We start from the raw sequence: 16,701 nt of genomic DNA, 5'->3' as shown, positions 1-16,701 counted from the left end.
CATTAACAACAAAAAAGATAACTACTTTTGTTATAGTCCCTGAATAACAAGTAAAGATAAACAAGCTTATGAAACGAAAAAGTAATAAAAACGGATTTACCGGATGCGCCAAAGCATATATCCGGAATTTACAGGAAGAAGGTCGTTATTCGACAGCACATGTGTATAAGAATGCAATTCTGTCATTCACGAGGTTCTGCGGTACTCCCGGCATAGCTTTCGGACAGGTCACCCGCGATAGTTTGAGACGATACGGACAGCATCTCCACGAACATGGGTTGAAACCAAACACTGTTTCGACCTATATGCGTATGTTGCGCAGCATCTATAACCGTGGTGTGGAGGCAGGTATAGCCCGCTTCATCCCCCGGTTGTTTCGCGACGTATACACTGGCGTAGATGTACGGCAGAAAAGGGCACTCCCTGTCAGCGAACTGCATACACTTCTCTACAAAGCTCCTCAATCCCAACACTTAAGTCGTACGCAAGCTATCGCACGGTTGATGTTCCAATTCTGCGGTATGCCGTTCTCTGATTTCGCACATTTAGAAAAATCGGCATTGGAACACGGAATCCTTAGATACAATCGCATAAAAACAGGCACACCAATAAGCCTTGAAATCCTGGACACCTCCAAGAAAGAGATAAACAGACTGCGTAACAACAATCCGCCGAGAGAAGATTGCCCAGACTACCTATTTAATATAATGAAAGGAGATAAGAGACGAAAAGAAGAAGGCATATATAAGGAATATCAGTCAGCCCTCCGCCGATTCAACAATCAATTAAAAAGCCTGTCAAGAGAACTAAACCTAAAATCACCTGTCAGTTCATATACCATCCGGCATTCTTGGGCAACAAATGCCAAATACCAGGGAATCCCTATTGAAATGATCAGTGAATCATTAGGACATAAATCAATAAAAACCACACAAACTTATCTGAAAGGTTTTGGTTTGAAGAAAAGAACAGAAGCCAACCAATTGAATTGTTTTTACGTAGAATCTTACAGCACAAGTCATCAATAAAATATAAGCAGCTATCTATCAGCAATCTACCTTATCCATTACTTCTTAGGTAACGGATATAAATACTGCACAAAGATATATAAAAAGAGTATTACATTCCAAATTAATTATAGATTATTTTATTCAACTTCTTCCGAAGAATAAAATAAGATATGAGAACACGAATCACTTTTAGTTCATGTTCCAACTATCTATTGCCAATCATCGGACCGTTTTTTCTGTCCGAAAGCTTCCAGAGACGTATATCAATAAAAGACCACTGTCTTTTTTACTTTTCCCCCATGTGCTCCTGTCATTAAACAGGAGTTCCGTTACCTAAGAAGTAACAGATACACATAAACAAATAATTATGACACACAAACCCGATATCAGTAAAAATGAAAGGCCTGCTGCCAGCAACAGGTGGAGATATGCGGCAAACATTAAACATGGGCTAGCCATCATTGCCTTTGTTACATGTATTCTGCCTGCTTCAAACCTTTGCGGACAAAATATAGCCCTTAAAAGCAATCTGCTTTACGATCTAACCACTACTCTCAACATGGGAGGAGAAGTGCGATGTGACGATACACATACCATCAGCCTTTCTCTCAATTACAATCCCTGGGACTTCGGAGGGAACAAAAAGATGAAGCATTTCCTGTTGCAGCCGGAATACCGTAAATGGTTTAATGAAGCATTCACAGGAAATTTTATCGGCTTTCAGCTACACTATGCTTTGTTCAATTATGGAGGAATGCTCCCTTGGGGATTCAGCGATGGGAAAATGCTGGGTATTGAGAACAGGCAGATTGCTCATAACAGATATCAAGGCAATCTGGCGGGTTTTGGCATTTCCTACGGTTATCAATGGATGATCAGCCCTCAATGGAACCTGGAAGCAGGAATCTCACTCGGATATGCACACCTTAATTATAAACGCTACGGACAGTCTGAAGGTGCAGCCCTATTGGAAAAATCAAGCTGCAACTACTGGGGACCTACACAAGCAGGGATATCAATCATATATTTCATCCGATAAATCAACCTAATAATAACCACATAAAATGAAAACGAAAGCATTCATATTTTTCAGCTTATTGATATGCAATCTACTCCCGGCACAAAACATTAAACTGGATATTACTCCACACTTTCTCGGAGTGCGGGCAGATTCATTACTACTCTCCATGGATGTATCGGTAGAAATAGAAAATATGGAGTCTAAAAATGCCGTCAGACTAACGCCCATCTTAACCGGACAGGAAAAGAAAATCTTACTGCCTTCCATCCTATTGAACGGCAAACAAAAACAGAAATTATATCTGCGCAACCAGATATTACGAAAAAAAAGCGGGCATAAAGAAGAGGATGCAACCTACCTCGTTGCCGGTATCGGCGAAAGTCATTCCCGCACCATCGCTTACCGGACTTCGTTGCCCGCAGAAGATTGGATGAACCACGCAACTCTCCTCCTTCGGAGAACAATCATCCGTCCTGAAAGCGAACAAGCGTTGAAAGACACTTTACTCATTACATCTCAACCTGCTGCACTCCCATCCCTCCAAAAGAATCCGGACGAGGCTACGTCAACAGCAGAAAACACGTCTCAGGCCGATACGACAACCACAAAAATGAAATATAAAGGTTCGTATGTTTCTCCGGCTACGGATGATGTAGATATACGAAATCAGAAAGAGTTGAATTTTAATCTTGAAGAGGCTAAGATTATGGCTGACGTCAATCCACAAATGTTGTCGCTCCGCGAACTCTATACCGTAGCTCTGTCGTATGCAGATAACAAAGCCAAGTTTTACCAAATTATTAACATCAGTGTCAAACTGTATCCTGTACACCCCATCGCCAACCTGAACGCTGCCGCTGCCGCCATCGAACAAGGAAATACTCAATCAATAAGCAAGTTTTTATCGATGGCTCCTCATGACAACCTTGCTTACAAGAATTGCCGGGGTGTATATGAGCTAATGACTGGAAACACATACGAAGGCATTCGTATGTTAAAGGCCGCTAAGACAGAAGGGTCAGAAGAGGCTTCTTACAATCTGAATGTATTTTTTGAAAATAATAAACGTCCTTAACGAGCAGATACAATGAAATATTTCTTATTCTTATTCCTGTTCTTATCAGTTGGTTGGCTCCACTGTCACTCACAGAAAGTAGCAGTCAGGGTGAATGCGCTTCCTGCAATAGATGGGGCTCTCGAGGTCGGAGTCTCATATGCCATCGGAAATAAAAGCACAGTTGAACTGACCGGCAGTCTGCGACCATGGAAACGGGAAGAGAAATATGTGAACCGCTATTGGCTGATACAACCAGAATATAAATACTGGACTTGCCAGAAGTTTAACGGCTTTTTCTGGGGTACTTACCTCAATGGGGCACAATTCAATATCGGAGGGAAAAAACTGCCTTTCGGTATATTCGCCGGGTTGAAAAAGTACAGATATGAAGGATGGCTGGCAGGCGGAGGTATCAGTGCCGGATATCACTGGATGCTGAATGATCATTGGAATATAGAAACAAGTCTGGGAGTAGGATACGATTTTATCCGCTACAAGCAATACAACTGCGTCAAGAAATGCGCCGGATTACGGGACAAAGGTGATTATCATTACATAGGGCCTAGTAAGGCTTCAATAAGTTTAGTTTATCTATTTTAAAATAAAACAGGATGAAAAGTTTATGGAAAGTCTGGTTCTCCAGAAAAAGAAGTATCTACATACGAATAGCACGTCAATGCCGTTCTACCCCATGGAGAGTATATTATCTAGGACATGGAGGCATCAGCAGATCAATAAAGGACATGAAGATATTGAAAGCATTGCAGCAGCAAGGAATCATTTCACGAATTTATCCATGGTGAGTTATGATTGCTTTTGTTACGGATAAGGAGTCATTTAGTTATAAAAATATGAAAACAGGAGGAACTTTTATCATTGCAGCCATCTTATCTCTTTCTCTTCAGGCACAGACACCTGTAGCAGGAGATGATGGCACTGTTCGAGCCACTTCCTCCAGCCTGCACAAGGCCGGGAAAGAATTACTGGTTTCTATTGGAATAGAAGTCACTCGTGACTTCCTGCCCAATGAATCAATGACATTGATACCTGTTGTCAGTGACAGTCTGGAACACCGGTTGGAATTACCACCGATCTATATCAACAGCCGAAAACAACACATCATATTTTTGCGCGAAGCCGGCAAGAAGGAAAAAGAAGCCGAAGCATTGCAAAGAAAAAACGGAAGTCGGCAGACAATACATTATCTGCAATCTGTACCTTTCGAAAGTTGGATGAATCATGCCACTCTCTCACTCGTTGAGAAAAGCTGTGGCTGTGGGATTCCGGGTGAAGAAAATTTCACTTGTATCGCCCGTTTACACCCACAGCCAACCCCTATTCCACAACTCGTATTCCTGACTCCCCAAGTGGAAACCTCGAAAATCAGAGAAGAAAAAGGGTGTGCGTTTATTGATTTTCCTGTCAATGTGACTGCTATATACGAAACATACAGCAACAATACAGTAGAACTGAATAAAATTATTGAAACAATCAACACCATTAAAAATGACACCAACGTTACCATCACACACATCAGCATTCACGGCTACGCTTCACCCGACGGACCTTACCGACTCAATGAGAAGTTGGCCCGTGAACGTACTCAATCTGTGAAAGAGTATGTAAATCAGCTATATGCATTCGACGGAGCGCATATCCGGACAGACTATACTCCCGAAGATTGGGAAGGATTTGAAGCTCTTCTCTGTGATACGACTTTTCAAGAGAAAGAAGCGATAATAAAAACCATAACAAGCGACATTCACCCCGACAGCAAGGAGAGAAAGTTAAAAAAACACTTCCCTGCATTCTACGATTTTGTCCTGAAGCATTGGTTTACTCTACTTAGACATTCCGACTACACTATTGAATATCGTGTACGCCCGTTTACTCTTGCAGAATCCCGGAAAGTCTTTACTACAAACCCTAAAAATTTGAGTCTTGAAGAAATGTTTCGTCTCGCACTTGCCAGTACACCTGGAAGCGAAACTTATAATCAGATTTTCATGACTGCCGTACAACTATTTCCCGATAATCCCACAGCCAACTTGAATGCCGCCTGTATAGCCTTGATGCAAAGAGACGTCCAAACAGCTGCCACTTATCTGGAAAAAGCTCCGGAAGTACCGGAAACAATATTAGCAAAAGGAGTTCTATGCTTTCTCAAAAATAACTATGAGGAAGCAGAGTACTTATTCAGACAAGCTCAAAAAGCAGGACTATCACAAGCGGATAATAATCTGCAATTAGTCCTTGAATTAAAATAAATACTCATTAAAATCAAATGTAAAATGAAAAGATTCAGTAAATTAATGTCACTGCTTTTATTCGCGGCAGTCACACAGTACAGTTGCATCAATGATGCAGATGTGGTCATCGCCGATGACACTCATTCAGAGTCAAATGGTAATCTCGCCTTGTTCTTCGAGATTCCAAACGTTGCTACCAGCCGAAGTGCCGAATCATCCGGCGTTACCACCGAAGGTTCGAAAGAAGAATATGCGGTAAAGAGTCTCACAGTTTATCTATTTGACTCGACCACAAAAACGCTCAAAGATCAGCAGGAACTGAAGAACATCAACCGGACAATTACGAGCGGTCAAAACATACAGTACACCGCTGACAAAATCACTGTAAATCCGGGAACTTATAACATCTTTGCCATAGCTAACGGAAAAGCAATCACTGGAAATATCAGCACACAAGAGGCTTTTCTGAATGCAGTTGATGCCGTTACTTACAGTGCAGGAAAAATTCCAAGCGTACCCGAAAACGGTTTCGTTATGACCAATCGTGGAGCTGCCAATCTGAACGTTGAAGTGAAGAAACCTACAGATTCCGATAAAGTGACCAGTGTATCTATTGGTCTCGAACGCGTGGTTGCCAAAGTCGAACTGACTCAAACACAGGAAATTTTCCCGCTAACAGACCCAGCCGGAAAGACCTACTGTACAATCAAACTGAACAATTTCAGAATGTTGAACCTGGCAACCCAGTTCTATACTTTCCGCCATACAGCGGTACTGAACAGTTTCCAGGAACCAGATTCATATACTGATGAAAACTTCGGTGATATCAACGACAACAATGGTTATGTTATCGATCCCTATTTCTTCAAGAAAACAGTGGAGAATGCCGGGGACTTTACAAACGCCGATGGTTTCTTTGCACAAGCTCTAGTACAGTTGGATATCAACGACGGCAACTGGGCAGGTATGGCGCAAGCTAACAGTTGGTCACATATCTACTGCCTGGAAAACTGTATGTTCCTTGACGCCCAACTGAATGCATACAGCACGGGAGTTATGTTCAAAGCCAACATGGATATTGCCCCCGACCGCGTTTTCAATGAAAATGGCGATGTAGTTAGCAATCAGTCCAACTGGCCGACTAATATGTTCTACTTCAATTACAACTTTTATACCAGCGTAGATGCAATCCGTAAACTAGTCCTTAATAATTTGCCCAATGATGTCACTGACAACTCGACAACAGAAGAACTAGCCCGATATAGTATCAAACGTTTCAAGAAAACGGAAAACTACTCTTGTTATTACAATTACTGGATCAAACACCTTGATAATAATTCTCCGGAAATGGGTGTTATGGAATTCGGTATCGTACGCAACAATATATACAGATTGTCAGTCAACAAAATTGCAGGACTCGGTAGCGGCGAACCTTTCATCGACCCGGATCAGCCGGATGAATATAAAGCCGAACTAGACATCAATTTCAATGTTTTTCCGTGGGCCGTACGTAATCAAGATGTAGAACTTGAATAAGTATTGGCCACCCGAACTAAATTTATTATAAATGCGTCCATTTTTACTCTATATTATCAGTGCCATCGCCTTGTTCTCATCCTGTGACTGGGTGAACGACGACTTGTCAGACTGCCCTTCCGGGACTTGGCTGAAAATCTCGTATACCTATAATATACTAGATGTGGACGCTGCCTCCACACAAGTAAGCGATATTACCATCCTTGCTTTCGACAAGGATGATAAATATGTGGATCGAGTGGACGTAGACAGCATTACATTACATCAAGGCTACTGTATGGTAAAAGTACCATTTCCCGAAGGAACTTATCGTCTGCTTATATGGGGAGGGACATCCAACCATATGTACCAGCTCCCTAATCTCAAAGCCGGACAAACGGAACGAAGGTCCCTGAATATATCACTGGCATGCGACAATAAGAACCAGTCGGACAGGAAACTGAATGCACTCTTTTACAGTAGCCTTGAAAATATTACTATTAGTCAAAAATATCAGGTTATTACCGCCAATTTAGTGAAAGATACTAATTATTTCTCATGCATTCTTCAAGATGAAGCAAATGCTCCTCTACGCCAAGAGGACTTTTCCTTTACGCTAGAATCTGGCAACGGAATAATAGACTACACAAACACACCGGTCGGTACAACTCCAGTCTACTATCTTCCATATCAGAAGGAAGTGGCTGTAATGTCCGAGCAAACTCCGGTCATTCATGCGAGATTAAATACATTACGTATCATGAAAGGGGATCAGACAACCTTATCGATCAAACATATACCAAGCGGCCAGAACATTCTTCGTCTCCCACTCACCCAATATCTGTTGTTATCCAAAATCTACAATGATATAGGTGAAATGAGTGACCAGGAGTATCTCGACCGTCAGGACTCATATACGCTTTTGTTCTTTATCCAGTCATCGGATACCGGGATTCCGAAGATATGCCCAAGAATGCAAGTTAACGGATGGATTATACGCCTGAACAACTCTGAACTGGAGTCTTAAAAACGTATGGCGAAATAGTATGTGAACAATATTTAGGTGAGATGTATTTACAAAGGCTACTGCGAAGTACCCTAGCGGGCTCTTTTGCCCTCTGCTCATGTAATGTTTCCCACTACATGTAGCATCTTAATAAAACGATTTTTCAAAGAAAATATCGTTTTATTAAAATTGTTTGTTTTGTTTGTGTTTCGTGCATTCTGTCCAAGCGAGGAGAGAATGCACTTTTTTTTTGTTACAAGAGAAATCACAAATAAGTAGCCTTTTTAGTTCATTATAATATAATAAGGTATATGAAAGAGGACACCTTCCAGTTTTTTTACCGGAAAGAAGTTTTTTTATAAAAAGTAAAGCATTCTATTTCATTGAATATCAAGATAAAAGAATGGTCAATTTGAAAAAAACGCATATTCCACGAAAATTTTCCTATGAATCATTTGTCAGTTTCAAAAAAGTTCCTACCTTTGCATCCGCAATCGAGAAACAAACACAGATTCGAGAAAGCAAAACGCAGAAATGCAACAATAGGATGGCCCGTTCGTCTATCGGTTAGGACGCAAGATTTTCATTCTTGAAAGGGGGGTTCGATTCCCCCACGGGCTACAAGTTAAAAGAATAAAGAACTAAAAAAATAGATTAGTCGAGATGGCAAATCATAAATCATCACTGAAAAGAATCAGACAAGAAGAGACTAGAAGACTTCACAACAGATATTATGGCAAGACCATGAGAAATGCTGTTAGAAAGCTTCGTGCAACTACTGATAAAGCAGAAGCAGTTGCAATGTACCCAGGCATTACAAAGATGTTGGATAAGTTGGCTAAGGTGAATATTATTCACAAGAACAAAGCCAGCAATCTGAAATCTAAGTTAGCTCTTTACATCAACAAGCTCGCTTAATAGAAAGAATTTTATAATTCTACATAGCATCCAGGCTGAACTTTTAAGTTCGGCCTTTCTTGTTTAGAACCCATTGAATATCAAACTTATCAAGATAGCGGAGAATCCACTCACATTCTTTATTTTTCACTGATTATTCTTCGTCAAGTCGACAATTTTCACTATATTTGCTCTGTTATTAAAGTTAGAAAGGCAATTATGAGCGAAGAACAAATCACTCCCAATAACGGGTCTTATTCTGCGGATAGTATCCAGGTATTGGAAGGTCTTGAAGCAGTAAGAAAACGCCCTGCGATGTACATTGGTGACATCAGCGTCAAGGGACTTCACCATTTGGTATACGAAATCGTTGACAACTCTATCGACGAAGCATTGGCCGGATATTGCGACCATATCGAAGTAATAATCAACGAAGACAATTCAATCACAGTACAGGACAACGGACGCGGTATTCCGGTGGACTATCACGAGAAAGAAAAGAAGTCGGCACTGGAAGTTGCCATGACTGTACTGCACGCCGGAGGTAAATTCGACAAAGGATCTTACAAGGTATCCGGAGGTTTGCACGGTGTAGGTATGTCTTGCGTAAATGCGCTGTCTACCCACATGACTACGCAAGTATTCCGTAATGGCAAAATCTACCAGCAGGAGTACGAGATCGGTAAACCGCTTTACTCTGTAAAAGAAGTCGGTACAGCCGACATCACGGGAACCCGCCAACAATTCTGGCCGGACAATACCATCTTTACAGAAACGGTATACGATTACAAGATTCTGGCTTCACGCCTGCGTGAATTAGCTTATCTGAACGCTGGTCTCCGTATTTCCCTGACCGACCGTCGAGTTGTGAACGAAGACGGAAGCTTCAAGGGTGAGCAGTTCTATTCAGAAGAAGGCTTGAGAGAGTTTGTACGTTTTATCGAGTCTTCACGCGAGCACTTGATTAACGACGTTATCTATCTGAACTCGGAAAAACAGGGAATCCCTATTGAGGTGGCTATCATGTACAATACCGGATTCTCCGAAAACGTTCACTCATACGTTAACAATATCAACACCATTGAAGGTGGTACACACCTGGCAGGTTTCCGCCGTGCGCTGACCCGTACGTTGAAGAAATATGCCGAAGACAGCAAGATGCTGGAAAAAGTGAAGGTTGAAATCTCGGGAGATGACTTCCGCGAGGGTTTGACTGCCGTTATCTCCGTAAAAGTGCAAGAGCCACAGTTTGAAGGACAGACTAAAACGAAGTTGGGTAACAACGAAGTGATGGGTGCTGTCGACCAGGCAGTGGGGGAAGTATTGGCATATTATCTGGAAGAGCATCCGAAGGAAGCAAAAACGATTGTAGACAAGGTGATTCTCGCCGCTACCGCACGTCATGCAGCAAGAAAAGCCCGTGAAATGGTACAACGCAAGTCCCCAATGTCAGGAGGCGGTCTACCAGGTAAATTGGCTGACTGTTCGGATAAGGATGCAACGAAATGTGAATTATTCCTCGTCGAGGGAGATTCGGCAGGTGGTACTGCCAAGCAGGGACGTAACCGTATGTTCCAGGCTATCCTCCCATTGCGCGGTAAGATTCTGAACGTAGAGAAAGCCATGTATCACAAGGCTTTGGAAAGTGATGAAATCCGTAACATCTACACAGCCCTCGGTGTTACTATCGGAACTGACGAGGACAGCAAAGAAGCGAATATCCAAAAGCTGCGCTATCACAAGATCATCATCATGACCGATGCCGACGTCGATGGTTCTCACATCGACACACTGATCATGACGTTCTTCTTCCGCTATATGCCACAGATTATTCAGAATGGCTATTTATACATCGCTACTCCCCCGCTCTACCTCTGCAAAAAAGGTAAAGTAGAAGAGTATTGCTGGACAGATGCACAACGCCAGAAGTTTATCGATACTTACGGTGGCGGTTCGGAAAGTGCTGTTCATACACAGCGCTACAAAGGTTTGGGTGAAATGAACGCACAGCAATTGTGGGAAACAACTATGGACCCCGAAAACCGTATGTTGAAACAAGTAAATATTGACAACGCTGCAGAAGCCGATTATATCTTCTCTATGTTAATGGGTGAAGATGTAGGACCACGCCGCGAGTTTATTGAAGAAAATGCAACGTATGCAAATATCGACACATAATTTAAATAATTACGTTTTATAAACCAACCTCACATCTTACAACGAGGAAACGCCGATGGCGAAGGAACATCCTTCGATCGGCGTTTTTCTTTTGCCCAAAGGCTCTTTATGTTCGAATAGTTCAACTGCCTATCTCTTAATAAAAGCTAACAGCAGAAACGTTTTCCATACAAAATCACTATCTTGCATAAAAAGCAAAGAAAACATAACTATGAAAATGAAAACTACTGCTCCTAATCCGTTATTTGCAAAGATCAGGTTGTTTCTTATTGTATTGACTTCCTGTGTGATCGCCACTTGTATCTTCTTGATTATTATTCATCCGGAAGTATGGATGATACCGGCATGCGGAATAATAATCGCATTGTGTATTTTACTATATCAAGTATATTGCATACGCAAGAACCGGAAGAGAATTTAAATATATTGTTGCTTTTTCAGTTCTTCGGCAACAGTAACCAGTTCTTTGTACCATTCTTCACCGAACTTACGGATTAAAGGCTCTTTCAGAAACTGATATACGGGAAGATTCTCTTTTTTTCCCAGCAAAACCGCTGCTTTGCATATGTCCCAACGATTATAATTCACCGCTTTATAAGGTCCGTAATCTCCAATCCGGATAGGGTAAAGATGGCAGGACACCGGTTTATAGAAAGCAGTCTTTCCCGCTCGATAGGCCTTTTCGATTGCGCAATAACAACAACCGTTCTCATCATAACAAGTAAACACACAGTCCTTATTATTGACAATAGAAGTCACAAAATCACCTTCCTGATCCGTATATACCACCCCTTGCTTTTCAATCACCGCACGTGCCTCCGGAGCCAGTTCGTCCCAGATAACCGGCAAAACTTCTTCCAACTCCATCACCTCATCCAGCTCTACCGGAGCACCGGCATCACCTTCAATGCAACAAGCACCCTTACAGGCACCCAGATCGCAAAGAAACTTCTCCTGAAATACATCAAGAGATACTACTACATCACCTATTTGTATCATCTTAAATTGAGAATTAAAAATTGAGAAATAAATGTTTTGATAAAACAAACTCTTTTTCAGATCCTACTAAAAACTTGTATGCGTTTACTATACGAATAGCAAACGCATACGATTTAACATGAATAGCATTATTCTTAGCTATCATTTTTTAATTTTTAATTCTCAATTCTCAATTTATCAACACTTTTCCGTCCATTTCAGCCGGAACAGCCAGCCCCATAATCTTGAGAATAGTCGGAGCAACATCTGCCAGACGACCGTTTTCTACTTTCGCAGCTTTGTTCTCAGTTACGTAAACACAAGGAACAGGGTTCAAAGAGTGAGCAGTGTTCGGAGTACCGTCTTCGTTCAAAGCGTGGTCAGCGTTACCATGATCAGCAATGATAATTGCTTCGTAATCCTGTGCTTTGGCAGCTTCAATTACATCTTTCACGCAAGCATCTACAGCAATAACAGCTTTCTCGATTGCTTCATAAATACCGGTATGACCTACCATGTCACCATTAGCGAAGTTCACTACGATGAAATCATATTTGTTCTCGTTGATGGCAGCCACCAGTTTGTCTTTTACTTCGAAAGCGCTCATTTCCGGCTTCAAGTCGTAAGTAGCCACTTTGGGAGAAGGAACAAGAATACGATCTTCTTTGTCAAACGGAGTTTCACGTCCACCATTGAAGAAGAATGTTACGTGTGCATACTTTTCTGTTTCAGCGATATGAAGTTGGCTCAAGCCTTTAGAAGCAAGATATTCGCCCAATGTATTAGATACATTATCTTTGTCAAACAGGATATGAACACCCTTGAAAGAAGCATCGTACGGAGTCATACAGTAATATTGCAGGCCCGGGATAGTGTGCATACCGGCTTCCGGCATATCTTGTTGAGTCAATACAACAGTCAACTCTTTGGCACGGTCATTACGGTAGTTGAAGAAGATAACCACATCACCTTCTTTGATTGTTCCGTCGCAGTTGGCATTCACAATCGGTTTGATGAATTCATCTGTAACACCTGCATTATAAGAGTCCTGCATGGCCTGAACCATATCGGTAGCTTTCTCACCTATGCCGTTTACAAGCAGGTCATAAGCTTCTTTTACACGTTCCCAGCGTTTGTCACGGTCCATAGCGTAATAACGGCCGATGATAGAAGCAATCTTGCCTGCAGATTTCTCACAGTGTGCAGAAAGTTCTTCGATAAAGCCTTTACCGCTCTTCGGGTCAGTGTCACGACCATCCATGAAGCAGTGGATAAATGTATTGTCGATGTTATATTCTTTAGCGATATCGCAAAGTTTGAAGAGATGAACGAGTGAGCTGTGTACGCCACCGTTAGAAGTCAGCCCCATAAAGTGAACACTCTTTCCGTTTTCTTTCGCATAAGAGAAAGCAGAAACGACTTCAGGATTTTTCAGGATGCTATTATCAGCACATGCACGATTGATTTTTACCAAATCCTGATAAACCACGCGTCCGGCACCGATATTCAAGTGACCTACTTCCGAGTTACCCATCTGTCCGTCGGGCAAACCTACGTTTTCACCGCTTGCCTGAAGTTGAGAGTGAGGATAAGTAGTCATCAGATAATCCCAGTAAGGAGTGGGCGTGTTGAAGATTACGTCGTCTTTCTTTTGGTCACCTAATCCCCAACCATCGAGGATCATTAAAAGGGCTTTCTTACTCATAATATTTCAATATTTAAATTATCACTCTGATTTTCGGGCGCAAAGGTACAAAAAAGATGGTTACGTAAACGTTTAATCTATGTTAAGTTACAGGGCAGAAGTGCACCAGGCTATGGATGTTTTTCTTACTTTGTAAAAGTACTTTCAATATATTGATCGAAAAACACGATACAAAAGGCGGAACCTACTTCATTTTTCCGTACCTTTGCATCGCTTTAAAAATAAAATCATAGAAATATGGACGATTCAAACCCGCGAACGTGCACAACTAGTATTAATTAAAGCGAACAGAGTCATTGAAACCTGATGCCTCTGCTCGTGTCAAACAAACGAAAGGAGGCAATAAGATGAGAACGTATCTTTATTGTGAAGCTGGCTTTGTGGAAAAAGCTCAATGGCTTCCTAACAGCTGGGTAAATGTAGTATGCCCGAATAACGATGACTTTGAATTTCTAACTCAAACTCTCAACGTACCCGAATCATTTCTTAATGACATAGCCGATACGGACGAACGTCCGCGTACGGATACGGAAGGTAACTGGCTATTGACCATTCTTCGTATCCCTGTACAGATTGCGCAAAACAGCACTCTGCCTTTCAGCACCGTACCAATTGGTATCATCACCAACAATGAGATCATTGTGTCCGTCTGTTATCATAACACTGATCTATTACCGGATTTTATTGAACACACCCGCCGAAAAGGGATTGTTGTGCGCAACAAACTGGATCTGATTCTCCGGATCATCTATTCTTCTGCCGTGTGGTTCCTGAAGTATCTAAAGCAGATAAACATAGACATCAGCGCCGCAGAAAAGGAACTGGAGCGAAGCATCCGCAACGAGGACCTGCTCCGGCTGATGAGACTGCAGAAAACACTTGTCTACTTCAACACTTCCATCCGCGGAAATGAAGTAATGATAGGAAAGTTAAGAACTATCTTCCAGGATACGGATTATCTGGACACAGAACTTGTGGAGGATGTTATTATCGAATTGAAACAGGCACTTAACACGGTGAATATTTACAGTGATATTCTCACGGGAACAATGGATGCTTTTGCCTCTATTATCTCCAATAACGTGAATACGATCATGAAACGTATGACAAGTTTATCCATCGTCCTGATGCTCCCGACATTGATTGCCAGTTTCTATGGTATGAATGTGGATATTCATCTGGAAGAGGTACCCTTCGCTTTCTCTTTGATTGTACTCTTCTCCATTGGATTGTCAACTCTTGCATTTGTGATATTCCGGAAGATAAAATGGTTCTAATACAAAAAAACAGCTCACCATCTGTGATCCTTTAGAGGACTCTAAGACGGTAAGCTGTAAATTATACGTTTTTTATTCGATAGAGAATTAATTAAAAGAGAATGTTTAGAGAGAGAAATTAAAATATCTTATCCTTCTTTATTTGCTTTTCTTCCGCCCAACGGAATAGAAACTCCAACGAATCCGTTCACAGAGTTAGAGTTCTTACCTAAGAACATATAGTCAGTTCCGACAAACAGAGGACCTAATTTCAGACCCAGACCGAAAGATTTACCTGCTGACTGGATAGCTGAGTAGCTAAGTGCTACATTGAACCAGCTTTTCGGACGGTAGTTTGCAGAGAATGTTAATTCTGTAAGAGCATCAGGCTGTACAAAACGAGTTGTTGACAATACACCTACTGCTAATTTGTTATTGAAGAATCCATATTCTGCACCTAATACTAGGGTAGAAGCAAGACGAGATTTACGGGACTTGCTTGCTTCTTCCGTTCTAAGTTGCAACATTTCATAGTCAAGTACGTCACCGCCACTAACACGCTCCATATATCCATTAGCATCCGTCTGCAAATCCTTTATGTTATTTTCAATAGCAGTAATACTTCCAGGGATATTATTAGGATCAATACCTGATGTGTAGTCACTTCCCTTCATATCAATGCCTGCTGCTTTAGCATTAGCTATTTGAGTGCTACTTTTCGACCATGATATAAACCCCAAGTCCAAAATAGAAGCAGATACAGTCAGATTATCCATAATCTTGTAAGACGCTCCCAAGTCAATACCGAAGCCGTAACCTGCGATTCCCATGTCTTTGCTCTCAAATTCGAAATCACTAATATAATCCTGTCCATCTTCCTTTTTCAAATTCAATCCTTTGAAAGAACTTTCCAAATGAGCATCTACTGCCAGATTAGCATGGTAGCCCTCAATTTCACTTCTTAACTTCGTAATATCGTCAACACCCAAACTAGATAAATATGCTGGATCCTGTAATTGATTAATACGGGCATCACTAGGCAAATTAGCATTCATCGCAACTTTATTAAGTTTCAACTCCATGTTGCCAATACCCAATAAAGCTTTCACTCTAGCACCAACCGTCAAACGGTTATTAATCTGACGTGAAAGTCCTAAACCAACTTCAGTATAAGCATTGATATTCAATTGCTGACCACTAATATCATAGTTACTATTTCTCCAGTTTTCTTCAACTGTTTCCATCTCATTCAAGAAGGTAAACATATTCTTTGTCAGGTTAGCACCAATATCTGTACGAAGACCAATATTGAATGACCAGAAGTTTTTTCCTTTATACCATCCTGCAGAAAGAATTTCTGTACTGAAGTTTACATTCAGTTTATTATTATCTTTCAGACGATTCATGAAATCCGGTTTAGTGTAGAAATCATCGCCATCATCAATAATGTCAATGATATCCTGATAACCTAACGAAGTAGAACCAACCGTTGCATTGACAGCACCGATCACCGGAAGATTGAAGTAACCTTTAGTCGGTGTTAAAGCCGGATTCAGTTGTTGACGATAGTGAGTACCTTCCATGAAATAGGAAGTACGTAAAAACTGTGCATTTGCAGAAAGAGTGCAAACCAACATAATAAAAAATACCCCAATGAGCTTAGAAGACCATAATAGCTTGTTCGTTGCCATGATTTTAAACTTTTTAATTCTTATTATTGTTCGCAAAGATATAGCATTTCAATAACAAATAAAAGCACTAGGCAACACTTTTTTAGCCTAAACGGAACAATTTCACGGTTATCCGTAACAAAATCGTGCTTATTCTGC

Annotated in this window: 15 protein-coding genes and 1 tRNA gene; 13 read left to right on the top strand and 3 right to left on the bottom strand. The window is 41.2% G+C overall.

What is annotated here, in order from left to right; all coding sequences use genetic code 11:
* Positions 1 to 68: 68 nt before the first annotated feature.
* The 12 genes from AAHJ11_RS21030 (at position 69) to AAHJ11_RS20975 (ending at position 11,354) form a co-directional block, all read left to right on the top strand.
* A complete protein-coding gene (locus AAHJ11_RS21030) occupies positions 69 to 1,028 on the top strand; it encodes a tyrosine-type recombinase/integrase (RefSeq protein WP_217722661.1) in 960 nt (319 codons plus the stop codon).
* Positions 1,029 to 1,377: 349 nt separating this feature from the next.
* On the top strand, positions 1,378 to 2,049 hold the full coding sequence (locus AAHJ11_RS21025) for a DUF3575 domain-containing protein (protein WP_320974355.1): 672 nt from the start codon (positions 1,378 to 1,380) through the stop codon (positions 2,047 to 2,049).
* Positions 2,050 to 2,074: 25 nt separating this feature from the next.
* The gene (locus AAHJ11_RS21020) at positions 2,075 to 3,106 is read left to right on the top strand and encodes a DUF3868 domain-containing protein (RefSeq protein ID WP_320974354.1); all 1,032 of its coding nucleotides are present in this window, start codon (positions 2,075 to 2,077) and stop codon (positions 3,104 to 3,106) included.
* A gap of 12 nt (positions 3,107 to 3,118) precedes the next feature.
* Positions 3,119 to 3,688, top strand: coding sequence for a DUF3575 domain-containing protein (locus AAHJ11_RS21015; protein WP_195648912.1), 570 nt, complete (start codon positions 3,119 to 3,121; stop codon positions 3,686 to 3,688).
* Positions 3,689 to 3,699: 11 nt separating this feature from the next.
* A complete protein-coding gene (locus tag AAHJ11_RS21010; protein ID WP_165863283.1) occupies positions 3,700 to 3,891 on the top strand; it encodes a hypothetical protein in 192 nt (63 codons plus the stop codon).
* A gap of 48 nt (positions 3,892 to 3,939) precedes the next feature.
* Positions 3,940 to 5,355, top strand: a complete 1,416-nt coding sequence (locus AAHJ11_RS21005; protein ID WP_120080754.1) for a DUF3868 domain-containing protein — start codon at positions 3,940 to 3,942, stop codon at positions 5,353 to 5,355.
* A 24-nt stretch (positions 5,356 to 5,379) separates the two neighbouring features.
* Positions 5,380 to 6,873, top strand: coding sequence for an Mfa1 family fimbria major subunit (locus AAHJ11_RS21000; protein WP_320974353.1), 1,494 nt, complete (start codon positions 5,380 to 5,382; stop codon positions 6,871 to 6,873).
* Positions 6,874 to 6,904: 31 nt separating this feature from the next.
* Positions 6,905 to 7,879 (top strand): FimB/Mfa2 family fimbrial subunit, encoded by a 975-nt coding sequence (locus tag AAHJ11_RS20995; RefSeq protein ID WP_148364160.1) that lies wholly within the window; start codon positions 6,905 to 6,907, stop codon positions 7,877 to 7,879.
* Between the two features lie 528 nt (positions 7,880 to 8,407).
* A tRNA-Glu gene (locus tag AAHJ11_RS20990) sits at positions 8,408 to 8,479 on the top strand.
* Positions 8,480 to 8,521: 42 nt separating this feature from the next.
* Positions 8,522 to 8,776 carry a 30S ribosomal protein S20 gene (gene rpsT / locus AAHJ11_RS20985; protein ID WP_004298235.1) on the top strand — a complete coding sequence of 85 codons (255 nt, stop codon included), beginning with the start codon at positions 8,522 to 8,524 and terminating at the stop codon, positions 8,774 to 8,776.
* Between the two features lie 198 nt (positions 8,777 to 8,974).
* The gene (gene gyrB / locus AAHJ11_RS20980; RefSeq protein WP_074558273.1) at positions 8,975 to 10,933 is read left to right on the top strand and encodes a DNA topoisomerase (ATP-hydrolyzing) subunit B; all 1,959 of its coding nucleotides are present in this window, start codon (positions 8,975 to 8,977) and stop codon (positions 10,931 to 10,933) included.
* Positions 10,934 to 11,144: 211 nt separating this feature from the next.
* Positions 11,145 to 11,354, top strand: coding sequence for a hypothetical protein (locus AAHJ11_RS20975; RefSeq protein ID WP_004298238.1), 210 nt, complete (start codon positions 11,145 to 11,147; stop codon positions 11,352 to 11,354).
* Here AAHJ11_RS20975 and AAHJ11_RS20970 read toward each other — a convergent pair.
* Positions 11,351 to 11,932 carry a DUF3109 family protein gene (locus AAHJ11_RS20970; protein WP_320974352.1) on the bottom strand — a complete coding sequence of 194 codons (582 nt, stop codon included), beginning with the start codon at positions 11,930 to 11,932 and terminating at the stop codon, positions 11,351 to 11,353. The two genes, AAHJ11_RS20975 and AAHJ11_RS20970, sit on opposite strands and share 4 nt — an antisense overlap.
* Before the next feature lie 169 nt (positions 11,933 to 12,101).
* Complete coding sequence (gpmI, locus tag AAHJ11_RS20965) at positions 12,102 to 13,616, bottom strand: 2,3-bisphosphoglycerate-independent phosphoglycerate mutase (protein WP_148364161.1); 1,515 nt, start codon at positions 13,614 to 13,616, stop codon at positions 12,102 to 12,104.
* A 347-nt stretch (positions 13,617 to 13,963) separates the two neighbouring features.
* Here gpmI and AAHJ11_RS20960 point away from each other — a divergent pair, with 347 nt between their 5' ends.
* A complete protein-coding gene (locus tag AAHJ11_RS20960; RefSeq protein ID WP_008649186.1) occupies positions 13,964 to 14,893 on the top strand; it encodes a magnesium transporter CorA family protein in 930 nt (309 codons plus the stop codon).
* Positions 14,894 to 15,021: 128 nt separating this feature from the next.
* Here the strand turns inward: AAHJ11_RS20960 and AAHJ11_RS20955 are convergent, their stop codons facing one another.
* Positions 15,022 to 16,563: a DUF5723 family protein gene (locus AAHJ11_RS20955; RefSeq protein WP_008649185.1), complete on the bottom strand. Its 1,542-nt coding sequence runs from the start codon at positions 16,561 to 16,563 to the stop codon at positions 15,022 to 15,024.
* Between the last annotated feature and the right edge of the window lie 138 nt (positions 16,564 to 16,701).

The sequence above is a fragment of the Bacteroides sp. 90-K9/2 genome (assembly GCF_047310725.1).
GTDB lineage: Bacteria > Bacteroidota > Bacteroidia > Bacteroidales > Bacteroidaceae > Bacteroides > Bacteroides vicugnae.
This window is presented reverse-complemented; position numbering and strand designations above follow the sequence as displayed.

Coding starts and splice junctions, on each gene's coding strand:
- AAHJ11_RS21030 (WP_217722661.1), top strand. CDS start 69: ATGAAACGAAAAAGTAATAAAAACGGATTTACCGGATGCGCCAAAGCA.
- AAHJ11_RS21025 (WP_320974355.1), top strand. CDS start 1,378: ATGACACACAAACCCGATATCAGTAAAAATGAAAGGCCTGCTGCCAGC.
- AAHJ11_RS21020 (WP_320974354.1), top strand. CDS start 2,075: ATGAAAACGAAAGCATTCATATTTTTCAGCTTATTGATATGCAATCTA.
- AAHJ11_RS21015 (WP_195648912.1), top strand. CDS start 3,119: ATGAAATATTTCTTATTCTTATTCCTGTTCTTATCAGTTGGTTGGCTC.
- AAHJ11_RS21010 (WP_165863283.1), top strand. CDS start 3,700: ATGAAAAGTTTATGGAAAGTCTGGTTCTCCAGAAAAAGAAGTATCTAC.
- AAHJ11_RS21005 (WP_120080754.1), top strand. CDS start 3,940: ATGAAAACAGGAGGAACTTTTATCATTGCAGCCATCTTATCTCTTTCT.
- AAHJ11_RS21000 (WP_320974353.1), top strand. CDS start 5,380: ATGAAAAGATTCAGTAAATTAATGTCACTGCTTTTATTCGCGGCAGTC.
- AAHJ11_RS20995 (WP_148364160.1), top strand. CDS start 6,905: ATGCGTCCATTTTTACTCTATATTATCAGTGCCATCGCCTTGTTCTCA.
- rpsT (WP_004298235.1), top strand. CDS start 8,522: ATGGCAAATCATAAATCATCACTGAAAAGAATCAGACAAGAAGAGACT.
- gyrB (WP_074558273.1), top strand. CDS start 8,975: ATGAGCGAAGAACAAATCACTCCCAATAACGGGTCTTATTCTGCGGAT.
- AAHJ11_RS20975 (WP_004298238.1), top strand. CDS start 11,145: ATGAAAATGAAAACTACTGCTCCTAATCCGTTATTTGCAAAGATCAGG.
- AAHJ11_RS20970 (WP_320974352.1), bottom strand. CDS start 11,932: ATGATACAAATAGGTGATGTAGTAGTATCTCTTGATGTATTTCAGGAG.
- gpmI (WP_148364161.1), bottom strand. CDS start 13,616: ATGAGTAAGAAAGCCCTTTTAATGATCCTCGATGGTTGGGGATTAGGT.
- AAHJ11_RS20960 (WP_008649186.1), top strand. CDS start 13,964: ATGAGAACGTATCTTTATTGTGAAGCTGGCTTTGTGGAAAAAGCTCAA.
- AAHJ11_RS20955 (WP_008649185.1), bottom strand. CDS start 16,563: ATGGCAACGAACAAGCTATTATGGTCTTCTAAGCTCATTGGGGTATTT.